The sequence below is a fragment of the Dyella sp. AtDHG13 genome, from assembly GCF_003201105.1.
Taxonomy (GTDB): Bacteria; Pseudomonadota; Gammaproteobacteria; order Xanthomonadales; family Rhodanobacteraceae; genus Dyella; species Dyella jiangningensis_B.
Genome location: NZ_QICJ01000003.1, coordinates 220,020 through 243,331 on the forward strand (window position 1 = coordinate 220,020; position 23,312 = coordinate 243,331).

21 protein-coding genes, 1 tRNA gene and 1 riboswitch are annotated in these 23,312 nt (G+C 61.8%); of the genes, 10 read left to right on the forward strand and 12 right to left on the reverse strand.

What is annotated here, in order from left to right:
- Positions 1 to 5: 5 nt before the first annotated feature.
- The 4 genes from BDW41_RS07005 to BDW41_RS22980 all read left to right on the forward strand — a co-directional run bounded on the left by BDW41_RS07005 (position 6) and on the right by BDW41_RS22980 (position 4,577).
- Complete coding sequence (locus BDW41_RS07005) at positions 6 to 1,463, forward strand: flippase (protein ID WP_074546117.1); 1,458 nt, start codon at positions 6 to 8, stop codon at positions 1,461 to 1,463.
- Entirely contained in the window at positions 1,456 to 2,484 is a 1,029-nt protein-coding gene (locus tag BDW41_RS07010) for a glycosyltransferase (protein ID WP_074546115.1), read from the forward strand. Before BDW41_RS07005 ends, BDW41_RS07010 begins: the two co-directional genes overlap by 8 nt.
- Positions 2,485 to 2,647: 163 nt before the next feature.
- Positions 2,648 to 3,892 carry a glycosyltransferase family 4 protein gene (locus BDW41_RS07015; RefSeq protein WP_074546112.1) on the forward strand — a complete coding sequence of 415 codons (1,245 nt, stop codon included), beginning with the start codon at positions 2,648 to 2,650 and terminating at the stop codon, positions 3,890 to 3,892.
- 70 nt (positions 3,893 to 3,962) lie between these two features.
- Complete coding sequence (locus tag BDW41_RS22980; protein ID WP_146217321.1) at positions 3,963 to 4,577, forward strand: hypothetical protein; 615 nt, start codon at positions 3,963 to 3,965, stop codon at positions 4,575 to 4,577.
- 26 nt (positions 4,578 to 4,603) lie between these two features.
- Here BDW41_RS22980 and BDW41_RS07020 read toward each other — a convergent pair whose 3' ends face one another.
- The 5 genes from BDW41_RS07020 to BDW41_RS07040 form a co-directional block, all read right to left on the reverse strand.
- Complete coding sequence (locus tag BDW41_RS07020) at positions 4,604 to 6,421, reverse strand: SLC13 family permease (RefSeq protein WP_074546110.1); 1,818 nt, start codon at positions 6,419 to 6,421, stop codon at positions 4,604 to 4,606.
- A 227-nt stretch (positions 6,422 to 6,648) separates the two neighbouring features.
- Entirely contained in the window at positions 6,649 to 7,374 is a 726-nt protein-coding gene (gene trmB, locus BDW41_RS07025; RefSeq protein ID WP_074546108.1) for a tRNA (guanosine(46)-N7)-methyltransferase TrmB, read from the reverse strand.
- Between the two features lie 3 nt (positions 7,375 to 7,377).
- A complete protein-coding gene (locus tag BDW41_RS07030; RefSeq protein ID WP_074546106.1) occupies positions 7,378 to 8,178 on the reverse strand; it encodes a thiazole synthase in 801 nt (266 codons plus the stop codon).
- A 60-nt stretch (positions 8,179 to 8,238) separates the two neighbouring features.
- Complete coding sequence (gene thiS / locus BDW41_RS07035; protein WP_074546104.1) at positions 8,239 to 8,439, reverse strand: sulfur carrier protein ThiS; 201 nt, start codon at positions 8,437 to 8,439, stop codon at positions 8,239 to 8,241.
- Positions 8,440 to 8,525: 86 nt separating this feature from the next.
- Positions 8,526 to 10,877, reverse strand: coding sequence for a DUF6600 domain-containing protein (locus BDW41_RS07040; protein WP_074546102.1), 2,352 nt, complete (start codon positions 10,875 to 10,877; stop codon positions 8,526 to 8,528).
- A 262-nt stretch (positions 10,878 to 11,139) separates the two neighbouring features.
- Here BDW41_RS07040 and BDW41_RS07045 point away from each other — a divergent pair.
- The 3 genes from BDW41_RS07045 (at position 11,140) to BDW41_RS07055 (ending at position 14,609) form a co-directional block, all read left to right on the forward strand.
- Positions 11,140 to 11,213 (forward strand) — tRNA-Gly (locus BDW41_RS07045).
- Positions 11,214 to 11,437: 224 nt separating this feature from the next.
- Positions 11,438 to 13,294 carry an integrase arm-type DNA-binding domain-containing protein gene (locus BDW41_RS07050; protein WP_074546100.1) on the forward strand — a complete coding sequence of 619 codons (1,857 nt, stop codon included), beginning with the start codon at positions 11,438 to 11,440 and terminating at the stop codon, positions 13,292 to 13,294.
- A 196-nt stretch (positions 13,295 to 13,490) separates the two neighbouring features.
- A complete protein-coding gene (locus tag BDW41_RS07055; RefSeq protein ID WP_074546098.1) occupies positions 13,491 to 14,609 on the forward strand; it encodes a CNNM domain-containing protein in 1,119 nt (372 codons plus the stop codon).
- Between the two features lie 32 nt (positions 14,610 to 14,641).
- Here the strand turns inward: BDW41_RS07055 and BDW41_RS07060 are convergent, their stop codons facing one another.
- Positions 14,642 to 15,274, reverse strand: a complete 633-nt coding sequence (locus tag BDW41_RS07060) for a LysR family substrate-binding domain-containing protein (RefSeq protein ID WP_074546096.1) — start codon at positions 15,272 to 15,274, stop codon at positions 14,642 to 14,644.
- A 104-nt stretch (positions 15,275 to 15,378) separates the two neighbouring features.
- Here BDW41_RS07060 and BDW41_RS07065 point away from each other — a divergent pair, with 104 nt between their 5' ends.
- Entirely contained in the window at positions 15,379 to 15,687 is a 309-nt protein-coding gene (locus tag BDW41_RS07065; RefSeq protein WP_074546402.1) for a helix-turn-helix transcriptional regulator, read from the forward strand.
- Here BDW41_RS07065 and BDW41_RS07070 read toward each other — a convergent pair.
- The 6 genes from BDW41_RS07070 to BDW41_RS07100 form a co-directional block, all read right to left on the reverse strand.
- The gene (locus tag BDW41_RS07070; RefSeq protein WP_074546094.1) at positions 15,684 to 16,589 is read right to left on the reverse strand and encodes a LysR family transcriptional regulator; all 906 of its coding nucleotides are present in this window, start codon (positions 16,587 to 16,589) and stop codon (positions 15,684 to 15,686) included. The genes BDW41_RS07065 and BDW41_RS07070 overlap by 4 nt on opposite strands.
- 35 nt (positions 16,590 to 16,624) lie before the next feature.
- Positions 16,625 to 17,245 (reverse strand): histidine phosphatase family protein, encoded by a 621-nt coding sequence (locus BDW41_RS07075; protein ID WP_074546092.1) that lies wholly within the window; start codon positions 17,243 to 17,245, stop codon positions 16,625 to 16,627.
- A gap of 21 nt (positions 17,246 to 17,266) precedes the next feature.
- The gene (gene eno, locus BDW41_RS07080; protein WP_074546400.1) at positions 17,267 to 18,550 is read right to left on the reverse strand and encodes a phosphopyruvate hydratase; all 1,284 of its coding nucleotides are present in this window, start codon (positions 18,548 to 18,550) and stop codon (positions 17,267 to 17,269) included.
- Positions 18,551 to 18,636: 86 nt separating this feature from the next.
- Positions 18,637 to 18,915: a hypothetical protein gene (locus BDW41_RS07085; protein WP_074546091.1), complete on the reverse strand. Its 279-nt coding sequence runs from the start codon at positions 18,913 to 18,915 to the stop codon at positions 18,637 to 18,639.
- A gap of 39 nt (positions 18,916 to 18,954) precedes the next feature.
- Positions 18,955 to 19,728, reverse strand: a complete 774-nt coding sequence (locus BDW41_RS07090) for a DUF190 domain-containing protein (protein ID WP_233496801.1) — start codon at positions 19,726 to 19,728, stop codon at positions 18,955 to 18,957.
- Positions 19,725 to 21,140 carry a voltage-gated chloride channel family protein gene (locus tag BDW41_RS07100; protein ID WP_074546089.1) on the reverse strand — a complete coding sequence of 472 codons (1,416 nt, stop codon included), beginning with the start codon at positions 21,138 to 21,140 and terminating at the stop codon, positions 19,725 to 19,727. Before BDW41_RS07100 ends, BDW41_RS07090 begins: the two co-directional genes overlap by 4 nt.
- A gap of 569 nt (positions 21,141 to 21,709) precedes the next feature.
- Positions 21,710 to 21,785: riboswitch (Fluoride riboswitch) on the reverse strand.
- A 53-nt stretch (positions 21,786 to 21,838) separates the two neighbouring features.
- Between BDW41_RS07100 and BDW41_RS07105 the strand changes: the two genes are divergently transcribed.
- On the forward strand, positions 21,839 to 22,447 hold the full coding sequence (locus BDW41_RS07105) for a Chromate resistance protein ChrB (RefSeq protein WP_199535296.1): 609 nt from the start codon (positions 21,839 to 21,841) through the stop codon (positions 22,445 to 22,447).
- A 16-nt stretch (positions 22,448 to 22,463) separates the two neighbouring features.
- Positions 22,464 to 23,270, forward strand: a complete 807-nt coding sequence (locus tag BDW41_RS07110; protein ID WP_074546085.1) for an endonuclease/exonuclease/phosphatase family protein — start codon at positions 22,464 to 22,466, stop codon at positions 23,268 to 23,270.
- Positions 23,271 to 23,312: the final 42 nt, after the last annotated feature.

Here is a 23,312-nt window from a genome sequence, read left to right on the forward strand (position 1 = left end):
CGTCCATGTCCGATCCTAAGCAGCGCTCATTTGCGCACGGCATCGCCTGGAATCTTGCCGGTGCGGGTCTACCGCTGGCATTCGCGTTCTTCGCCATCCCGACTTTGCTGTCGGGCTACGGCAGTGCGCGCTTTGGTTTCCTTACTATCGTATGGTCGCTGATCGGCTACTTCAGCATTTTTGACTTCGGCATGGGTCGAGCGCTGACGAAGCTCGTTTCGGACCGCATCGGCGCAGGAAACACGGCGGATATTGGTGACATCGCGACTACCGCACTGAGGGTGATGCTGGTGCTGGGCGTCCTGGCAGCGTTGCTGATCGAGCTTTCCGCGCCATGGATCGTCGGGCTGCTTAAGATCGACGAGACGATGGTTGGCGAGGCGGTGGTTAGCCTGCGCATTCTCGCCATCAGTCTGCCCTTCGTCATCCTGTCGGCAGGCTTCATTGGTGTTCTTGAAGCGCATGGAAGATTTCAGTCGATCAATACCGTACGCCTGATCATGGGGCTGCTCAATTTTGCAGCGCCTCTAGTGGTGCTGCATTGGTCCCACCGTCTTGTTCCTGCAACGGTGTCGCTTGCCATCTCGCGTGTCATCACCACGGGTCTCTACTTCGCTATCGTCAGAGGCTTGAATTCGATCCGCGTTTCCCCTGGAAGCTTCCAGCGAGGCCATCTGCGCGAGTTGCTCGGATTCGGCGGCTGGATCACACTGAGCAACCTGATCAGCCCACTGATGGCGCAGCTCGACAAGCTCGTCGTGGGCGCCATGGTCTCTCTGTCGCTTTTGCCGTTCTATTCTGTTCCTTCGGACCTGGTGAACCGCTTCAGTTTCGCCCCGGTCGCGATGGTTGGTGTGTTCTTTCCCGCCTTTACCGCGACTTGGGCGTCCGGTAGACGTGACCTCTTGCCACACATGTACGCCGACGCTGGTGATGCCATGTGTGCGGCCCTGTTCCCCGCAGCCTTGTGTTTGTATGTCTTCGCGCCAGAGGGTCTGTCTCTCTGGATGGGGCATGATTTCTCAACGCAGGCGGCACCACTGCTTCGCTGGCTTGCTATCGGCTTGCTCGTCAACGGCCTTGCACGGATTCCCCACGCGCTTCTTCAGGCCATGGGGCGACCCGCAACGACCGCGAAGCTTCACCTATCCGAACTCCCGATTTATGCGTTCGGCCTTTGGCTGCTGTTGTCCAACTTCGGTGTGCTCGGCGCGGCCATAGCTTGGACGGGGCGCATGATCCTGGACCTTTTGCTGCTTGTGTTCTGTACCAACGCGGCCATTCCTGCGCTGGCTGGGAAGTCAGCGGCGCTAGTTGCGCGTGTCGGCGCGGGTGCTGCCGTGATGCTGGGCGTATCCGAACTGAGTCCACTTCCTCTCAAGGTGACCGCATGTATTGCGCTCTCATTGGTCAGCCTTGGCTACGTCCTGCGCGCCTTGAACCGTATTCGACGCCATGACTGACACCGACGCGCTTCGCCGCCTTGCTGCGGCCACCACCTTGGTAACCGTAACCTATGCCGATCGCATTCACTTCCTCGGCGAGTTGCTGCGGCGCGCTTTCGATCAGGAAGGCATGGAACGTGCCGTCATCGTCAGTAACGCGTCGCGTTCAAATCTCGCCTTGCTCGAAGAGAAATGGGGAAGCCGCGTTCAGATTATCCGGCTAACCGAGAATACGGGTTCGGCCAATGGCTATGCGGTAGGCATCCAGGCCGCTCTGGATGGCGGCGCCCATTACCTGTGGCTGATGGATGACGACAACGCGCCCAAGCAAGGGGCGCTCGCGGTGCTTCACGAACAATTGGAAAGGAATTCGGCGAAATTAGGTGCTTCTCATGCCGCAGTGCTCGGGTTCCGAAGGGATCATCAGGCGGATATCGCTGCAGGCGTACCCATGGCGATGGCCATTCCGCCAAGATCAAGTTTTTTGGGCTTTCATTATCGACAAATACCGTTCAAAGTTTGGCGTCGGATTTGCCTTTGGCCCTATGCAACAAAGGGACTTCCGGAGCGCGTGGCGCTCCCTTATGGACCCTACGGCGGTCTACTTGCTGCACGCCAGCTCTTTGAGAACATCGGTTTGCCCAAGCGCGAGTTCGTACTTTACGCGGATGACACCGAGTATACGTACCGGATTACTGCCAGTGGCGGCGCAGTCGAATTGATATGCCCTGCCGAGCTTGATGATCTGGAGGGATCGTGGAACCTTAAGAGTCGCTATCGAAATTCCTTCCTGGGATGGTTAATGGGCGGATCTGATCTTCGCGCCTTTTATGGTGCGCGAAATCAGGTGTGGTTTGATCAGAATGTGTGGTTGACATCCAGATTTGAGTATCGACTCAATCAGGCTATCTATATCGGTTTGTTGTGCCTCATTTCTCTAAGGGTTGGGCGTGCACCCCGTTTGCGCTTATTGAGACGTGCCATCTCCTGCGGCCGTGCGTCGACACTAGGTGTCGATTCCAAGTTCACGCTCTCATGAAGAAGGCCTTGTCTATCCGGCCAGCTTGTTCTCAAGCGTTGGCTTGGAGCGGTTTTCGTTCAGAGATCCCTGGTGATGAGATGTGTGTGGGCCAACTCATCAGGTTGCTCATGGTCTTGCGCGTGGAGGGGAAAGGGTTCGGTTTTAAAGGTTCCAAAAGAATATGAAAATCCTGTTTTTGCATGCACTTGCCGATCCTGAAGCGGGCGGCGGCGCCGAGGTTACTGTGTGGACATTGATGCGGTCGATGAGGGAACTCGGACACGACTGCGTACTGGTTGCTGCGTCGGAGCAAGAGGGCCTGCACAGGGAGGTTCGCGATGGTATTACGGTCTATACGGCGAAGCTCAAGAATCTCTATCTTCCGAAGCATAATAAGCGCCAGCCGGTATCGAAGAAGCTTCTATGGCATGCAATTGACTCGTTCAATCCCTTCATGCAGGGGGCGCTGAAGCGCGTCGTTGAGGCCGAAAAACCAGACGTGGCGTCTGTCCATTGCCTTAATGGTTGGTCTGCCTTGGCCATGCGGACTCTAAGCAGAGCGAGTATTCCGATCGTCCAGGTTTTGCACGGCTATGAGTACATCTGCGTTAAATCCACCATGTTTAGTCGTGGATCGAACTGTGTGTCTCAGTGCCTGTCGTGCCGAATTTTTCGGCTTCCTCACCCGCGCCTGAGTAGGTGTGCCGATGCGGTCGTCGGCGTAAGTCGATTCACGCTGGAGCGCCACTTGGATAGCGGGTATTTCCGTGGCGTTGCTATCCAGAGAGTCATTCACAATGCTCGCGATCCATGGAAGCTGGGAGTCAACGGAGCGCTAGCACCGCGGCTGCAGACCAAGCCTCTTCGTATCGGCTATATCGGGAGGATCGATCCGAGCAAGGGTATTGATATGTTGCTTCACGCATTTGATGAGGCGGCGCTGGGGGACGTTGAGCTATGGATAGCGGGCAGCGGACAATCCGGTTATGAAAGTTCGCTGCGCAGCCGATGGGCATCTGAGCGAATTCGTTTCCTTGGAAGGACAGCGCCACGCGATTTTTATCCCAACGTGGATATCACGGTGGTGCCCTCCCTCTGGGAGGAGCCCCTGGGCATGGTGGTCGCGGAAGGAATGGCTTTCGGTAAACCCGTCATTGGAGCGCGTCGAGGTGGTATCAGCGAGATGATCGTTGATGGTGAAAGCGGATTCCTGTTCGATCCTGAGAGCCCTGTCGAGCTTATCGGTGCAATGCGCCGGCTGGTCAATGACGCCGGAATGCGGGCCCGCATGGGGGCAAGAGCGCTGACATCTGCAATCCCATATATGGACCCGGAAGGCTGGGCGAGCAAGTATGCAACCGTATACGCGGAAGTGGCGAGGAAGCATGGCCCGCCAGTGTCGCCGCGGGACGGGGAAATATTATGAGTGGCAGTGCACCGAAAGGGGGGCGTGCAACTTGGGAGCTAAGGGCGGCGACTGGGAGTGGGTGGTACTGGTGAATCCGGATATCGAGATTGAGTCTGTCGATTTCTTCGCTGACCTCATTTCACAGTGTGGCACTGTTCCGAGTTTTGGTTGTGCGGGCGTTGCGCAGCGTAATCCAGACGGCTCATATGAGCTGGTTGCGCGGCGCTTTCCTTCCATTCGCGCCATTCTTGGCAGGCGTATTCCGCTGCTTGGCCGAAGGCTTTTCAAGCGCGATGTGGATACCTACCTGAATGCCTATCCCAATAGATTAGACGTGAACGGCGCGCCGTTTTCCGTGGATTGGCTGCAGTCTTCCTTTCTTTTGATTCCAAGGGATTCGTGGCAGACATGCAACGGCCTGTCTGAGCGTTACTTCGTTTTCATGGCCGACACCGATTTTGGTTGGCGGTGTCGGGAGAAAAACCTGCAGTCGTGGTTTTTCCCTAATCTGGAGATTCGAGCGGATGGGGTCCGCTCCAGTCACGGCGGATTGCTAGACGTTTTCCGCAAGCGCACCTTACGTATCCATTTGAGGGATGCGTTCAAGTATTTCTTGACCGGTCTAGGCCGCTCGACTTCATCAAGAACGAACGCAACAGCCAGCGTTACTGCGTCCCATTGCGCAAAACCGCCGCTCAGGTGAGTACGCCGAGCGCGCGATGAGGGCGCTCACCGATACATCAGATTGATCGTCACCAACGTCAATACCAGCACGATGCCCGTCAGCGGCAAGCCCACGCGCAGGAAATCCTTTCCGCGGTAGCCGCCGGGGCCGGCGACCATCATCAGGGCGGGATGGCCGGAGCTGAGGAGGAAGGTGTTGGAGGAGGAGACGGCGACGATCAGGGCGTAGGCGGAGGGGTTGTTGCCGGTGGCGATGGCGACGCTGATGGCGATGGGCACCATCATCACGGTGGCGCCGACGTTGGACATCACCTGCGAGAACAGCAGCGTCAGGATGGCCAGCGCGAGTTGCAGGATCCAATGATTGGTGTGACCCAGGTGCTGCAGCACGACTTGGGCGAGCCACGCGGCGGCGCCGGTGGCGTCCATCGACCAGCCTAGCGGAATCAGGCAGGCGGTGACGAAGATGGTTTTCCAGTTGATGGCCTTGTACGCCTCGTCCATGTTCAGCACGCCGGTGAGCAGCATGCCGATGGCGCCGGTCATCATGGCCACGGACAGGTCGAGGTGGGTGAACAGGGCAAGGCACTTGGCGAGCAGGAAGAAACCCACGGCTTGCCAGATCTTGCCGGGGCGCTGCTCTTCCTTCGGGATGTCGGTAACCACGACGAGGTCGCGATCTTCGGTGGCGAGCACCAGGTCGCGCCAGCTCGAGTGCAGCACCAGTGTGTCGCCCGCGCGCAGGCTCACCGAGCGCACGTCGTCGCGATACACCTGGTCGCCACGGTTCACGGCCAGCACGGAGATGCCGTAACGCTTGCGCAGGCGCAAGTCGCCGACGGTCTGCTTGAGGAAGCGGGAACTCGGCGGGATCACGGCTTCGGAAATGCCGGCGCGGGACGGGTTGAACAGTTCGCCCAGCTGACGCATGCGCGAGGAGAGCTTGCATAGCTGGTTGTTGGCGAACTGGTTGAGCTGGTCGCGCGGGCCCAGCACGCCGAGCACGGAACCCACCCAGATCACATGGTCGGCTGGCGGCGCCATGCGCGCGTCGTTGCCGCTCTTGATCGCGAGGATCAGCGGCGCGCCATAGAGCTGTTCCACTTCGCCGATGCTCATGCCCACCAGCGGGCTTTCCGCCGTCACGGTGAGTTCGGCGGTTTCGCCGACGATGCCATAGGTGTCGGCGAAGTAGCTTTCTGTGCGGCCTGGCGTCACCTTGAGGCGTTCGTCCTCGCGCTCGGGCAGCAGCTTCTTGCCGAAGAAGTAGAAGAAGCCGACGCCCGCGAAGGCGAGCACGAGGCCGACCGGCGTGACGCTGAACAGGCCGAACTTCGGAATCGTGTGCGCGCCCGCCGGCAGGTTGGCGTTCGAGCTGGCCACCAGGTCGTTCAGCACGATCAGCGGGGAATTGGCGATCAGCGTGGTGTTGGTGGCGGTAAGTATGCAGAACGCCATCGGCAGCAGCAGCCGGGAGATCGGCACGCCGGTGCGGGCGGCGAGGCGGCTGGTCACCGGGATCATCAGCGCGGCCAGCGCCTGGCTGGGGATCACCGCACTGAACAGGCTGGTGACGAGGTTGATCACCACACCCAGGCGGGACTCCACGCCGCGCGCCATGCGCATCACGAAGCTGGCGGTCAGGGTGAGCACGCCGGCGCGGTCCAGTCCCGCGCCCATGATCATGATGGCGATGATGGCGATGACCGCGTTACCGGCGAAGCCGTTGAACACGCGGTCGGAGGGAATGAGCCCGGTGAGGCCGATCACGACCACCACCAGCAGGGCCACCATGTCGGCGCGGATCCACTCCAGCACCAGCATCAGCATGGTGAAGCCCACGAGCCCCAGCACCAGGATCATTTCAGGGGTGAGGGCGAGTCCCACTAGCGAGCGCCCCTTGGCTGGGCGTCTTGGCGACGGCTGGATGTGGGCAGTGGGAACTTCACGCTGCGACGACTCGTCCCTGTTTGAGACGTGAGTATAAGCGCGTGGTGCGGCGGTCTGGTGAACCTAGCCTGCAACGTGGGACGTGATCGTCTTCTTGCCTGCCTGTGCGTCACAGGGGTGACGGCGGCAAGGCTGCGAGGTCACACCTTGCGGTAGAGCAGATCCCACACCCCGTGCCCCAGCTTCAGCCCGCGGCGCTCGAAATGGGTCTCGATGCGCCATGCCGGTTTCTCGGCGTACTGGCCGGGTCCGATGTCGTTGCGCCAGTCCGGCGCGGCCTCCATCACCTCGAGCATGTGCTCGGCGTAGGGCTGCCAGTCGGTGGCCAGGTGCAGCAGGCCGTTCGGGGCCATGCGGGAGGCGAGCAGGGCGACGAACGCCGGCTGGACGATGCGGCGCTTGTTGTGGCGCTTCTTGTGCCAGGGGTCGGGAAACCAGATGCGCGCCTCGGCCAGCGTGCCGGGCGGGATTTCGTTCTCCAGCACTTCCACGGCGTCGTGCTTGTACAGGCGCACGTTGGTGGCATCGCGTGCGGCCAGCGCGTTCATCAGGCGGCCCACGCCGGGGCCATGGACTTCGACGCCGATGAAATCGCGTGCGAGGTCATGCTCGCTGGCCCACGCCAGCGCCTCGCCATTGCCGAAGCCGATCTCCAGCACCACCGGCGCGGCGCGGTGGAAGCGGGCGGCATAGTCCTGCGGCGCGGCGGTGTAGTCGATGCCGAAGCGTGCCCAGTGTTCGTCGAAGGCGCGCTGCTGGGCCGGCGTCATGCGGCCCTCGCGCAGCACGAAGCTGCGGATGCGGCGCATGAAGTGCGGGTGTTCGGCGTCGTCGTGTTCGCCGTCGTGGTGGATCGGGTCAGTCATGGATCAACCGATGGTGCCGTCGATCGGGCTGGATGCCGAGGCGAAGCGCTTGCGCGGAATGCGGCCGGCCTTGAAGGCGGCGCGGCCGGCCTGGATGGCGAGCTTCATCGCATGCGCCATCAGCACAGGATCCTTGGCGCCGGCGATGGCGGTGTTCATCAGCACGCCGTCGCAGCCCAGCTCCATTGCAATGGCGGCATCGGATGCGGTGCCCACGCCGGCATCGACGATGATCGGCACCTTGGCGTTCTCGATGATCTCCAGCAGGTTGTAGCGGTTCTGGATGCCCAGACCCGAGCCGATCGGTGCCGCCAGCGGCATCACGGCCACGCAGCCGATCTCTTCCAGGCGCTTGGCCAGGATCGGGTCGTCGCTGGTGTAGACCATCACGTCGAAACCGTCCGCCACCAGCGTTTCGGCGGCCTTGAGCGTTTCCACCACGTCGGGGAAAAGCGTGCGCTGGTCGCCGAGCACTTCCAGCTTCACCAGCTTGTGGCCGTCGAGCAGTTCGCGGGCGAGCTTGCAGGTGCGCACGGCATCCACCGCGTTGTAGCAGCCGGCGGTGTTCGGCAGCAGGGTGAATTCTTCCGGCGGCAGCGCGTCGAGCAGGTTGGGCTGGCCGGCGTCCTGGCCGATGTTCACGCGGCGGATGGCGACGGTGACGATCTCGGCGCCGGCCGCCTGGCTGGCGCGGCGGGTTTCGTCGAAGTCCTTGTACTTGCCCGTGCCGGTGAGCAGGCGGGAGCCGTAGCTCTTGCCGGCGATGATCAGCGGATCGGAGGAATCGAGCGTCTTGATGTTCATCGTGGGGTCTTCAGTCTGCGGCGGCGCGCGAGCGTCGCGTGAACACGGATGCCGGGGCGATCAGCCGCCGCCGATGGCATGGACGATTTCCACGCGGTCGCCCTCGGCCAGCGCGTGGCTGGCGTGCAGGCTGCGAGGAACGATTTCGTGGTTGACCTCCACGGCGACGCGGCGTTGGCCGTAACCGGCCTCTTCGAGCAATTGGGCGACGGTCGTGGCGGGTGCGCAGTCGCGCGGACTGCCATTGAGCGTGATGTGCATCGGGCCATTGTAGCCGCTGTAAGCGCCGGGGGCAGAAAAAGGCCCGGCATGGCCGGGCCTTTTCGGGCGGGAGGCCTTGCGGGGCCTCAGTTGTGCTGTTCGTCCTTGCGGGGCGGCGGAGGCGCGCGGTGTTCCTCGTGGCCCTGCGGGGGCTGACGTTGCTGCTGGGGCTGGGGCGGCTGGTAGCCGCCGCGCGGGGGCTCGTACCCGCGCTGCTGCGTCTCCTGGCGCTGCATGGCCTGGCGTTGCTGCATCTCCTGCCGTTGCTGCATGGCCTGGCGCTGTTGCATCTCCTGCTGTCGTTGCATGGCCTGGCGCTGCTGCATTTCCTGCTGTTGCTGCATGGCTTGGCGCTGCTGCATTTCCTGCTGTTGTTGCACGGCCCGGCGCTGCTGCATGTCCTGCTGCTGCATCGCCTGGCGCTGTTGCATCTCCTGTTGTTGCTGCACGGCTTGGCGTTGCTGCATGTCCTGCCGCTGCATCCGCTCCGCATTGTCCTGGTTCATCGGCTGGCGCGGGGCCTGTGGCGGTTGAGTCTGTTCGATGCGGGGAACATTGGGCAGCGTGCCCTGGAGCTGGACGCGCTGGCGGTCTTCGGCGGCGTTGGGGATATAGCTCACGCCGGGCCGGGCCTGATTGTTCTCGCCGCGCTGAGTCGGCGGCTGTGGCCCGTTCGGGCGGGCAAAGCGCGCCGAAGGCAGTTCGCCGGGCCGCATGGCGGCGGGTTCGTTGTCAAAACGCGGAGCGGGACGGTTCGCGGGGCCCTGCGCCTGCGCGGGCTGGTTGCCGCGCACCGGTTCGTTCGGTTGCGCGGCGAATGGCTGCTGACGGTTGGGGGCGGCTGTGCGCATGCCCGGGCCCGGCGCGCTGTTCAGCAGCCGCACGTTGGTCGGTGCCGCGGCGGCGGCGGCCATGCGCGGTGCGCCGGCCACGTTGGCGGGGCGGCCGGCGAAGCCAGCGGCGGGCGGTGTGCGCGCCACCACCTCGCGCTGGAAGCCGCCGGTCGGCAACTGGCGCGCCGTGGACGGGCGGGGTGGCGCAAAGCTGGTATGCACGGGGGCAAGGCCGCTGACGCCACGGGACATCACCGGCGCATTGGCGAACTGGCGAGGATCCACTGAGGCCATGTGCTGCCGGGCATTGCGGGCAGCGACGAAGTCCTGTGCGGACATGGCCCTGAACGCATGCGGCACGTCGCGGTTCATGTACCGCTCGTGGGGCATGTCGCGGCCGCTGCGGAAATAGTTGTAGTTGTTGTTGATGTTGTTGATCACCACGGTGCGGTTGTTGCGCACGTAGATGTTGGTGACGTTGACATTGGTGTAGTAGCCGCGGCTGGCGCGGTACCACGGGTTGTAGACCTCGCCCGGCCCCAGCGGGAACCAGCCCACTGGCCGGCCCGAACTCAGGGACACGCTGAAGCCCGCGCCGCCGACGAACGCGACCAGGGCCGGCGCGTAGACCGGGCGGACGCCGATCGGGCCCGGCACCCAGCACCAGCGTTCGCGGACATGGGCCCAGCGTCCATAGTGGTAAGGCGCGAAGCCCCAGGGCGCTGCGTCTACCCAGGTCCAGCCCCACGGGCCGACGTAAGACCAGTAGCCATTGCTGTAGGGCGACCAGTCGGCGGCCACGTTCGAGGGATACCAGACCTGGCCGTAGTCCGGGTCGGATTGCCAGGTGCCGTACTGGTCCAGATCCTGCGCACCGACCACGTCCGGCGACACATATTGTTGCGACGGCGCGGCGGCGTAGCGCTGGTTGCGGCTGTTGCACCAGGCGTCGAAGTCGTCGCCGCCCTCGATGTCGTTGACCGTCACGTCATTGAGGGACGAATCGGCGAACTCGTAGGCGCGGCCCGCGGCCACCATGCGCTGCGCTCCGCCTTCACCATAGACGGTGGCGCGGCCGTCGAAGTCGGTCACGCGGGTGGACTTGCCGTCCTCGCTGATGTCCACGCGGTAGGTGCCGGGCTGGTTGACCACCAGCGCCACGGTCGGCGTGTCGATCTCGTAGCCTTGGCCGTCCTCCATGTTGCGCACGGTCAGGTTCACCGTGCCCTGGGTGAGTTCGACCTGGGTGAGCTGGTCGTTGAGCGTCAGGAAACCGAAGTTGGAGTCGTCCGCGATGCGCAGCGTGCCGCTGTCCAGCTGCAGTTCGGCGCGGCCGCTGTCGCCGGTGGCCAGGCGGTCGCCCGTGGTCAGCGGCCGGTTCAGGCTGGCGTCGCCCCAGTTCTGATCACCGGAAGGCAGCAGGCTCACATCGCCTTGACGGTAGGAAAGCCGCGCGATGCGCGAGGGCGGGTCGCCGCCCGGATTGCCGTCGTCGGGCGGCGCCTGCGTTTGCGCCAGCGCAAGACCGCTGGCGCAGGACAGCAAGGCCACCGCCATCCATCGCCAGCCGCGCTGCGATGTCAGGAAAGCAGGAAGCACACGCATCGGGTTCTCCGGAGCTGGACGCGAAGATCATCGCGGGGTGTCTTGCCTGGCATCCGCAAAAACACGCAGGGAAAGCGGATGCCTGCGGACACATTATGCGGACGGGAGCTCCGTCCATCGCAAGGACCGATGGCGCTGCCGACCCATGCGGTTCAGCCGCCCGCCATGTCCGGTTCACGCCGTATTTCGCCTGGCGCGCTGGCGCGTGCTGAAAGGGGTTGTTCCCAAGTCCCGCGGAGGCGGGTTACCATCGCCGGACGTTGCGGGTGTAGCTCAATGGTAGAGCTGTAGCTTCCCAAGCTACTGACGAGGGTTCGATTCCCTTCACCCGCTCCACTTCACGATCTGCTGAGTTCCATGGAGTTCTGCAAGTCGTTGATGCCATTGGATTTTATTCACTGACATCATCCAGCGTGTTCCGCTGGAAGCTGCCTACAGCCAGGACTTTTTAGTCCACTATTTAGTCCATCTTTGAGGACGTGGCGGCTTCCGGTTTGTTGCTGGAGGGGCGTGGTAGACGAGACCAGCATCTGCTCCTGACTCCCAACAGGAGCAAGAGCATGGCACTTTCAGACACGGCAGTCCGGCAAGCCAAACCGACCGGCAAGGCCTACACCCTTTCAGACTCAGACGGGCTTGCCCTGGCGGTTGCCGACAATGGCAACAAGTCCTGGCACTTCCGCTACCAATGGGCCGGCAAACAAAAGCGGATGTCGCTCGGCACGTATCCAGAGGTGACCTTACGCGAGGCGAGAACTCTCCGAGACGAGGCCCGCGGGCTGGTCTCGAAGGGCACCAATCCACACGTTCATCGCAAGCAAAAGCGCGCGGCAGTCCGCTTGGCGGACCAGAACACTTTCGACGCCGTGTATCGAAAGTGGCTCAAGCATCGCGGGCTCGCCCTCAAACAAGGTCGGCAAACCACCCTGTCGCAGATCCCTCGCGTGTTCGACAAGGACGTACTGCCAACGCTCGGCAAGCGCTCTGTCTACGACGTCAAGCGCACCGACCTCTTAGAGGTGATCGCCAAGATCGAAAAGCGCAAGGCGTTGTCCGTTGCAGAGAAGGTAAGAACCTGGTTCAACCAGTTGTTCCGGTATGCGCTGGTGATCGTGCCTGGCCTTGAACAGAACCCTGCATCCGATCTCGACGTCGTGGCCTTGCCGCTACCTCCCGTCAACCACAATCCGTTTCTGCGCATGGCGGACCTGCCCAAGCTGCTGCAACGCTTACGCAGGTACCGTGGCCGGCTGCAAACTCAGTTGGGCCTTCGACTTTTGATGCTGACCGGAGTCCGTACCGGCGAGCTGCGTATGGCGACGCCCGACCAGTTCGATCTCGATCGCGGCCTCTGGATCATCCCGCCGGATGTTGTGAAGCAACTGCAAATGGACATGCGAAAGAAGCGGCAGTTGCCCAAGGATGTTCCACCATACATCGTGCCCTTGTCAGAGCAAGCTATGGAGATCGTTCGACACCTGATGGAACAGTTCAAACCAGCTCAACACTTCCTGCTCCGCCACGACAGCAAACCGATGCAACGCATCAGCGAGAACACCCTCAACGGAGCACTCAAGCGCATGGGTTACAGGGATCTTCTGACAGGACACGGGCTGCGGGCCACCATGTCCACCGCGCTGAACGAAATCGGGTATCCGAAGGCGTGGGTAGATGCACAACTCTCGCACGTCGATCCCAACAAGGTCAGCGCCAGCTACAACCATGCAGAGTACGTTGAGCAGCGCCGACGCATGATGCAGGATTGGGCCGACCGCCTCGACCTGTTCGAGCAAAACATGGTCGAGGCCGCAAGCACGCCACTTGCAATTCACCTTGAAGGGGTTCCGGTCCTGTCCGAAGAAGAGGTAGAGGCGGACCGCACTCGGCCCAAGTCTGAAGCGCAGCCTCCGCAGATTCTCATCGTTACGAAACCCGGCGACGGGATGCCCCTTGTGTCCGCGGCATCGCAGCGGCTTCCTGCCGTGCCATTGCCTCGGTCGGCGATGGACGAGCCTCTTTCGGATATTCAGCGTCAGCGCATGGAACTGGTCGACGTGTTCGAGGCGCCACATAACTTACTCGTCGCCGACTACGCCAAAATGGCTGGCAAGTCCCGTCGATGGATCAGCTATGAAATCAAGGCCGGCAACTTGCTGGCGCTGAATGTCGGGAATCGTGGCCAGCGAGTTCCAGACTGGCACCTCGATCCGCTCAAGCATGCGTTGATTCAGGCGGTTCTGAAGTTGACCAGAGGTGCGGACCCCTGGCGCATCTATGAGGCGTTGCTCGAACCCCGTCCAATGCTTCGGGGCAAGTCAGCCATTGATGGTGTGACCGCAGGCAATCTCGACAAAACGGTGCTCGCAGTAACCGCGACCGTGAAGCAACAAGAATGGTCCGTTCCTGAATTCGCCTAGAAAGGCATAGATGAATGGAGCCTGGCGGTCGGGTCATGCGCTCGTTATCGAAGCTATCGACAAAGCCAGGTTTTATGGTTCACTCGACCGGTACCCATATGCCGCCTGAGTTTGCCACCTGCAACTTCACGAGCTTCATTCGAGTCGAACCGAGGGCTACGCCCAAGCTATCGAGGTCGAAACCTGGTTTGGCTCCATGGCATGGATCACGGAGGATTACATGGGAATGCTGACATTCTGGGTGGTGGTGACGGTCGTCATGTCACATCTCTGCTCGCTGCTTGAGGTGACCTTATTTTCTGTCCGCACGTCCGCATTGTTGGAGCGGCGGGCGGCGGGCAGCCTCGGGGCCGCGCGGCTTCTTGAGATCAAGCAGACTCGGGTTGACGACGCCATTAGCACGATTCTCATTCTGAATACCGTGTCAATAACGGTGGGCGCGACGCTTGGAGGTGCATACGCCACGGAGTTGTTCGGCGAGGCTTGGGTCGGGCTGTTTTCCGCCGTGCTCACTGTACTGCTCCTTGTTCTGGCCGAAATCATCCCCAAGACCATTGCAGCGCGGCATGCCGGCCAGTTTTCGGCCTTCACCGGGTACACGCTGTCGCATCTCATGCGAGTCATGACACCGCTATTGGTCATTACACGAGCTTTGGTACGCTTGTTGGCACGGCGTCAACGCGAGCGCTTTACCCGCAAGGAATTTTCATTCCTGGTCGGGGCCGCACCTCAAGACGGCGCAATCTCGCGCGCTGAGGCTAAGTTGATCGGCAATCTGATCTACAGCCAGGAAATCCTGCTGGAGGACGTGATGACGCCACACGCCGTCGTGTTCATGCTGGATGAGGGGTGTACTGTGTCAGACCTCATTGAGGCAGCCGGCGCAGATGCATTCAGCCGAATTCCGCTGTTTGCAGGCGACAGAAGACACGTCAGAGGCTACGTTTCGCATAGAGAAGTGCTGAAGGCCTACGCGAAAGGATGCGAGGGAGCCTCGCCACTCGTGTCTTTCCTTCACCCCATCCCCACATTCCCCGAGAGCGAGCCCGTGGCCAAGGCTTTCGAGAAAATTCTGGCCCAGCATGAAGCCATTGGCTTGGTAACAAACAAGTACGGAGACGCCGTCGGATTGGCAACGCTAGAAGACATGCTTGAGGCCATCCTTGGTATGGAAATAACTGATGAGCCCGAAGCTGTGGCCGACCTGCGTCCCGCGGTCGCGGAGTCGCGCAAGCACCGCGCTGAACGTCTGCAACGCCAGCGAGCGGAGCAAAGTCCCCCACAGCCACACGATCTGGACCATGGGGATCATTGAGCGACCCGGCGAGCAAGCCGCCGCATTCACAGCTATCCAGAGATTGCCTGCGCTCGCTCGGCCAGACGATCGACCGACGGGGGCAACTCGCATGGCGGACGCAGAATGTAGGTGGTCAGTTCCTGGCGATCACCGGCAAGGGGACGCATGATGATGTCAAGCTCGCGCGCGGCCGCGATTCGAGACTTTGCGCCCAACCCTATCCCATAGCCGGCAGCCACGAGTATCGCCATCAGCTCGAACGTGCGCACACAGAAGATCTCCGGTGGAGTGCACGCCTGTTGCTGCAGCCTTTCCATGAGCTGATCCACCGGATCGTATTCGTCGCTGCGCCAGCGAATCAGGGGATAGTGTGCGAACTCCTCCAGCGGCACGGCCGTGAAGTTCAGAAGCGGCGACCTGATCGGCACTGCAAGTGCCAGCTCGTCATGCCAAAGCGGCTGCGCATTCAAGGAGTGGCCGGGAGCGGTGGTCAAAGCGAGGCCGAGGTCGTATCGGCCATCCTCCAGGCCGCAGACCTGTTCGCAAACCGAAACCTCTTCGAGGACTACAGGGGTCTGAGGCTCCTCGGCTCGCTGTCTGGACAGCAACGCTGCAACCTGAGGCGATAGAGCCCCGGACGACACAGCGATCCTCAACGGCACATGGTGGGTACGAGCAGTCATGTCACGAGTGCTCCTAAGCAGAATTCACGCCACCAACCCAACGGTCTGTTTCTTGAGTTAAGTTTAACGTGGTTTAACTTGTAGTGATGCCTGACGCTGCTGCAATGCAGAAGCGTTCGATCCAACGAGGGCGTCCCTCCGGTACAAAAACATACGAGCCCGACTCGGCGTTCGCTTTCGGAACGGCCGTCCGCATGAAGCGGACAGAGCAAGGAACCGCACAGGAAACGCTAGCTCATCGGGCCGGCATCGAGCGCTCCCACATGGGAAAGATTGAACGCGGGGAGCATATGCCGACGCTTGCGATCTTTCTCCGAATCGCCGAAGCGCTAGGCTGCACAGCCACCAACCTGATGGCCGATACCGAAATAAATCTAAGTGAGATCAAGAAGAATAAAAAACCTCCAGCCTAGTTTTCAGGATTGGATATTTGTGCTTCTCGCATAGCGCGCCCAACGAATGCGTCGAGGCGCTCGGAACCTTCTGCATCCGTCTTTGTGAGGAGGTAGGTCGTTAACTCAGCATCGTCGTGCGCAAGTGGTCGCACGACAACTTCAGGATGACGACATACGGCAATCCTTTCGGCAGCTGCGAAGCCCACTCCATAGCCGGCCGCGACCAAGGTCAGCATCATTTCCAGCGAGGTAGCTCGTTCGGCGATATTGGGTTCAACCTCGACAGCGCGCAAAACACGGTCGACTTGCCGGCAATATCCTTCGCAAACCTCTGGATGGCACATGACGAGTGGGTACCGAAGCAACTCTTCCAGGGGAATTAGCCGATGCGCAAGTAGGGGGTGCCGTGAAGGGACCGCGACAACAAGCGGCTCGCGCCACAGCGGATAAGCGTCGATCCCGTCCCCAACCTCGTCGGAGCGGGCGAAACCCGCATCGAATGTTCCGTCTCTCAACCCGCGCAACTGTTCGATCAACGGAACCTCGGACAGGCGGATTTCGACGGAAGGCTCTTCCTCTCTGCAGAGGGCCAGCAACGCTGCTAGCCGAGGCTGGGTAGCACCGTCGGACAGCGCGACGCGCAGCAAACCGCAGTGACCTGCAGCCGCTGCCCTGGCTCCTTCTTTGGCCTGCTCCAGCGCAGTGAAGACCCGCCGCACGTCTTGCAAGAAAACCTCGCCCGCACGGGTCAGGTGCGTCCCTCGGCGATCTCTGTTGAACAAGCGCACGCCAAGTCGATCTTCAAGCTCCTTGATGGTGCGCGACAGCGGCGATTGCTCCATGTGCAATCTGTCCGCAGCTCGGCCGAAGTGGAGTTCCTCCGCCAGAGCGAGGAAGCATCTGAGATGTCGAAGGTCCAACCGCTTTCTCCCTTGCTCGCGCGTGCGGCACAGACCTAGACGCTCAGTCCCAGGGTGTGATGTGTCTCGTTGATTCGATGAATGGTGAAGTCATCGCCGTCGATCGCGATCTCGTTCACACAGCAGGGCTCCTGCTTGATCCGCCAATAGCGCGTCAGGGAAAGTCCGAGGCACTGCAACAGAAGAACCCGATTGATGCTGTCGTGCCCGACGAGGACCACGGTCTGACCGCTGTGACGATGAAGAACCACCTGCAAAGCCTTCAGCGCTCGGACGAGAACGTCCGCCAGGGTCTCCCCATCTGGAATCACGGCCAGGTGCGGCGCCGCGAACCAAGTCCGCGACTCAGCGGGCCAGCGCGAGCGGACTTCCTCGTGGGTTAGGCCTTGCCACTGCCCATAGTGGGTGTCGGCCAGATCCTCCAGTACCTGGGAGGGAGCGCCGGTCGTCCGGGCTATTGCTTCGCCGGTGCGGATGCAACGCGACAGCGGGCTGGTGTAGATGGCTGTCGGCTTCCAGCTCTGTGCTATCCGGCCGGCCAGGGCTTCTGCTTGCAATTCGCCCAGCTTCGACAAGGGCAGTTCCGCTCGCCCGCGAAAGCGTTCTGGCGCGATCCAATCGACATGCCCGTGGCGGGCGAGAATGATTCTGGTCATGTGTGATGCTCCCTAATCGTCTTATCGAACAAAGGCCGCGCGCCCCGCATAGAGAGCATCGCTTCCCAGCGCTTCCTCGATGCGCATGAGTTGGTTGTACTTTTCGACTCGCTCACCACGGCACGGCGCCCCGGTCTTGAGGTGACCGGTGCCGAGAGCAACGGTCAGATCGGCGATGAAGCTGTCGATCGTTTCGCCGCTACGGTGGGAAACCATCGCACCCCAGCCAGCCGTGTAAGCCACATCTACCGCAGCGCGGGTTTCAGTGAGCGTGCCGACCTGGTTGGGCTTGATCAGCACGGCATTGGCGACGTCCTCCCGAATGCCGCGCTCGATGCGCTCGACATTGGTCACGAACAGATCGTCCCCGACCAACTCGATACGCTGGCCGAGCCGCTGATTCAGGAGCCGCCACCCGGTCCAGTCGTCCTCCGCCAAGCCGTCCTCCAGCACCGCGATCGGGTAGCGAGTAGTCCACTCCTCGTACAGGTCAACCAGTTCCGCGGCAGTGACCTGACGGCTCTCGCTATGGAGGTGGTAGAGGCCGTCCTTGAAGAAGCCACTCGACGCTGGGTCGAGCGCGATCACCACGTCGTCGCCCGGGCGATAGCCCGCGCCCTCGATCGCGGTCAGGATGAGTTCGACCGCTTCGCTGTTGCGCTTCAATGTGGGAGCAAAGCCGCCCTCGTCGCCCACTGCGGTCGAGTACCCACGGTCCTTGAGGATCGTGCGAAGACGGTGGTAAATCTCTGCCCCATAGCGAACCGCTTCGGAGAAGCTCTCGGCGCCTACAGGGGCGATCATGAATTCCTGAAAATCCGGTCCTTGCCAGTTCGCATGAACACCGCCGTTGAGGATGTTGAACATCGGCACCGGCATGCGGAGCGTATGAGCGCCGGCAAGGTGCCGGAACAGCGGTTGATCGGTCGCATGCGCCGCTGCGCGTGCTATGGCCAGAGAGACGCCGAGGATCGCGTTGGCCCCGAGGCGCGACTTGTTTGGCGTGCCGTCGAATTCGATCAACACTCGGTCGATGCCCGCTTGGTCGCAGGCATCCAGGCCATGCAACACTGCCGCGATCGCCTTGTTGACATGCGAGACGGCTTTGCGCACGCCCTTGCCACCATAGCGGTGGGCGTCGCCGTCTCGAATCTCTTCGGCTTCATGGATGCCAGTCGAGGCGCCAGACGGGACGGCGGCCCTTCCCGTAAAGCCACCTTTCAGCTTGACGTCAACCTCGATGGTTGGATTGCCGCGCGAGTCCAGGATTTCGCGCGCGTGTATTGTTTGAATGGTAGTTGCCATGTACGGACCCGATGCATGAAAAGAAAAACTGCCAAACGCGGCCGCCGACATGCAATGCATGAGCGGCCGCACTAACGCACGAGAACCTATTTCTCGGTTGCTCCGAGTTCAGCCCCAGACAGACAGCTCACAACGCCATCGAGGGAAAGGGCCTTGCACGAGGCCTCGTCTAGCATGCGGTCGTACAGCATGGCACCCTCCACAAAACTGACGCGATACCAGGCAGATTCAACGATGCGAGGTCCGCTACCGGCCAGCCACAGCAATGCCGCGGACCAAAGCAGCAAGCCGGCAAACAAGCGGTTGTTCTCTTGTAGCCAATCGCGAACGGTTGGCTCAGGACGAAGATTGCGAACGGTCAGCATGGTCAGTCTCCTTCTTGGTTGGGGTGAAATCTCGATGAACTACTTGGACGCCTTTCCTACGCGCCCGTACTCGACGGGCACCTTCACGTAGGCGAGGTTGATGTCCTCTTCGGCCAGCGCATCCAGCAGGCGTTTGCAAGACACCGCATCGACCGAAACAGTGATCGCGAGAGGCTGGTCTGCCAGCTCAAAGAAGTGGCTGGAGTGGAATCGTCCCGTGTGGTCGAACCCTTCGCCTCCGCCCACCAGCGTTCCGCCGACAGCGCCATGCTCCTTTGCGAACGTCAACAGCCATTCGCCCATGGGCTTGTGGCCATGCCGACGGTCCTGCTCAGTAAAAAACGTCAGTTGAAAGCCGTTGGCGTGAGGTGTCTGGGTCTGGCCTTCGTGTTCCTCGTGGTGATCGCCGGCATCCTTGTTTCTGGCCGCACGATGGACAGGTATCCCCTTGGCATGACCGAGCGGCAGTTCGCAGAGGAACAGCACTGCATGCACCTTGCGCAACTCCTCTGCGTGCTCGTGAATGAAGTCGCGCAACCGGTGTTCGGTATCGAGCAATTCGAGGCACTGCGGATGGCGCATGTCGGTTAGCTCTGGATGGTGATGCGACATCCGCTCACCGGGCAGATAGCCGGAGCCCACCTGGTGCAATATGGCCTGGACGATCTTCGCGTCTCGTGCAACCTTGAGCAGATGCTGCGCAAGTGCTGGCGCGCTCAAGTGATGCCAGAAGCGCGTGGCCTTCGCCTTCGTTGCAGTCGGGAAATACAGCCGCAATGCGGCCAAGTGCTGCTGACTGGCTTTCGAGGTCATTGATGCTTTTCCTTTGATGTGGCAGGTGTCTCAATCGAGTTCTTTAGTTCGCCTTTGTTGCTCGACGACTCGCTCGGCGCCGATGACGTGCTTGGTTTCTCCTTCGCGTGTTCGGCGTGCTTCTGCTTGCGGAAGTGCGCCAAGTCGGCGATGCGCAGTTCTTCCGGCACCGTGCGGCGATGCTTGCTGTGTTTGCTGTGGCCGACTCGCTGCGCGTGATAGATGCCGGTATGGCCGGAGAACAAGTAGGCCGTGATGCAGCCCACGGCAGCCAGCGGCCCGATCTCGGAGCCGAACAGCTCCATCGCCATGAGCGTCGTGGCGATCGGCGTATTGGCCGCGCCGGCAAAGACGGCGACGAAGCCGATGCCGGCGAGCATCGGGAACGGCAGGTGCAACAGCGGCGCGAGCGCGTTGCCCAGGGTGGCACCGATGTAGAACAGCGGCGTCACCTCGCCGCCCTTGAAGCCCGTGCCCAAGGAAACGACGGTGAACACCAGCTTGCCCAGGAAGTCCCAGGGCTTCATCGGCTCGTGGAACGAGCGCACGATGTCTGGGATGCCCAACCCGATGTAGTTGTACGCATCGAGCGCCCAGACGGCCACAGCGACTACCACGCCACCTACGAAGGGACGCAACGGTGCGTAAGCAATATGCCGTTTGACTGTCGCGCCGAGCTTGTGCGCTGCGGTAGCGAAGACCGCCCCCACAAGCCCGAAGATGATGCCGGCAATCACGACGGCCAACACGCTCCACGCACCGATCGGCACGACTTCGGGAACGATGTAGTGCGTATGGTGCACGCCAAAGGCCAGGCACACCTGGTCCGCCACGATGGCGGCGACCACGCACGGGAACAGCGCGTCGTATCGCATCCGGCCGATGGCCAGCACTTCGAGACCGAACACGGCGCCCGCCAGCGGCGTGCCGAAGACGGCCGCAAAGCCGGCGCTGACGCCCGTCATCAGAACGATGCGCCGGTCCTCGTGTTCCAGACGGAAAACGTGGGTCAACTGGTCGGCGAGAGCGCCGCTCATTTGCACCGCCGTACCTTCACGGCCGACCGACGCGCCGAACAGATGCGACACCACCGTCCCGCCGAGCACCAGCGGCGCCATGCGCAGCGGCACCACCTTCTTGGGATCGTGAATCTCGTCGATGATGAGGTTGTTGCCGCCGTCCACCTGCTTGCCCAGGAAGTGGTAGACCAGTCCGACGCCCATGCCTGCCAAGGGGAGCAACCAGATGATCCATCGGTGGGCCTCGCGCCACTCCGTCGCGCGGTCCAGGGACAGCAGGAAGAAGGCGGAAGCACTGCCGGCCAGGGCAGCGATGACGGTAGCGATGACAAGCCATTTACCGAGGTGCGGTAGTAGTTCGACTTGTTCGGGGCGGCGGAGGTATCTACGCATGGGTTATTTGCTCGAATCCATCGGGTTGACTAGTGGTTGCCCGCATATTGCAGTGGCGTGCGCCTGATTCACGTCCGACACGCCCGCAGCAGAGCAAACGCGACGATCGAAAGGACTTTCTCCCGCACTGGCCGGGCTCATGCCGTGTCTCGAATCGGCCGCGTCGAGCTGGTCGACAAGGCCTAGCGCCAGAGACGAACTGCCACGACTAGCCAATCCGACTGGCGAGTCGGCACGGGCACGTGGATAGGTTTGCGCAGCGCTCATTTGGGCGCCCGGCCAGGCCGAAGTTCGGCCAAATGAACGGCCACCTCTGAGCCCGGCACGAGCGGCCCCGGGCGGGGCGGCGCGCCTGCATGGTTGCGATCGCCGCCGCAGAACAGCGCCCACCTCTTGCGAGCCAAGGCCGAAAAGGCGTGGGCGATAAGAAGCAAGCTGCCTGGCTTCGGCAGCGGCTCAATGTGTCTGTGGTGGCGGAGAAATCTGCGCATTGGTCAAGGCTCGAAATCAATCGGGCTGACCAACGGGAGGGATGTGAACGCGAGCGCCTACAGCCCCGACGAAGGTCAGGTTCTGTAGGCGTCATCAGCAGCGCTAGGACGGCTGCGGTTTTGTCAGGGGAGGAACGCCATCTCCTTGCAACCACTATACACAAATTCCGAATGGTCGTCGAGTTCGTTTCAGTTCGGATTCTGTAGATGCACATTCAGGATGATCATACGGCACTCTTGCGATGTAACGACCGTTTCATTATCATTGAACTCATGAAAGCGCAAAACTGGCTCATGCTCACGTACAAGGTGCCGGCCGAACCCGCCAAGAAGCGGATCGGCCTGTGGCGAAAGCTCAAGGGCATGGGCGCCGTCTACCTGCAGAACGGCGTCTGCCTGCTGCCCAAGAACGACGATCACACGCGCCGGCTGAAGATCATCGAGAACGAAATTCACGAGATGGCCGGTGAGTCCGTGCTGCTGGAGACGGTCGCCCTGGACAAGGGCCAGGAAGATAAGGTGGTTGGGCGCTTCAAGGTGGATCGCGATGAGGAGTACGCCGAGTTCATCGACAAGTGCGATGACTTCGACGCCGAGGTCGCCAAGGAGACGCGGGCCCGCCACTTCACCTACGCCGAACTCGAAGAGAACGACGCGGACCTCAAGAAACTCCAGACCTGGCTCGAGAAGATCCGCAAGCTCGACTTCTACGGCGCCGCACGCGGCGTCGAGGCCAAACGGCGCCTCGATCAGTGCGAGGCGCTGCTGGATGCTTACGCACAGCACGTCTTCGAGGCCCACGACGAAAACCGTTGATCAAAAGGAGTTCCCCGTGACTTTGACTGTCCTCACCTACAACACCCTCTTCGCGGGCCTTGACGGCTCAGACGACACGCGCGCCAGAGCCCAAGTCGAGCTCGTCAACGAGCTGCGTCCCGATGTCTTCCTGATGCAGGAAGCCAAGGGGTTCGACGCCAACGGCGGTGCTTGGCTCTATGCGTTGGAGCAGCGTATCGACATGCGCGGCTTCCTGGCCATCGCGCCGCGGACGGGCCAGAACGTCGCCATCTTCATCCGCACGCCGTTGCGGGCGCTGAGCTTCGAGGCCGACGGCGCGAACTTCCATCACACGCTCGCCACGCTCAAAGTGGCCGTGCCCGGCAGCGAATTGCCCGTCACATTCATCAGCGCGCACCTGTGCCCCAACGGCCCCGAAGTACGCCGTAGGGAAGCGGCGTACCTCGGCGTGCAGGCTGCTCCGGACCGGCTGACCCTGATCACCGGCGACTTCAACTCCGCCTCGCCACACGACCCTGAGCCGGAAGACTGGACAGCACTTGCGCCGCATCACCGCGCCCGCTACGTCGCCGACGATCTGCGAGGGTTGGACCGCAGCGTGCTGGCGCACCTCGAAGCGGCTGGGTGGGTCGATCTGGGACACCGGTTCGACGCAGCGGCGACGCCGACCGTACCCACTGCGGGCTACCGCGACGTCGAGTTCGCCACGATGCGCTGCGACTATCTGCTGGCGTCCCAGGCGCTAGCGGCCAAGGCACGCAGCTACCAGGTCATTAGAAACGCGATCACCGACGCGGCTTCGGACCACTACCCCGTGCTCGCCATATTCGAGCTGCCGTGAGACCAAGGTGCCGCCATGTACCTGCCCACATTGGCCGAGCGT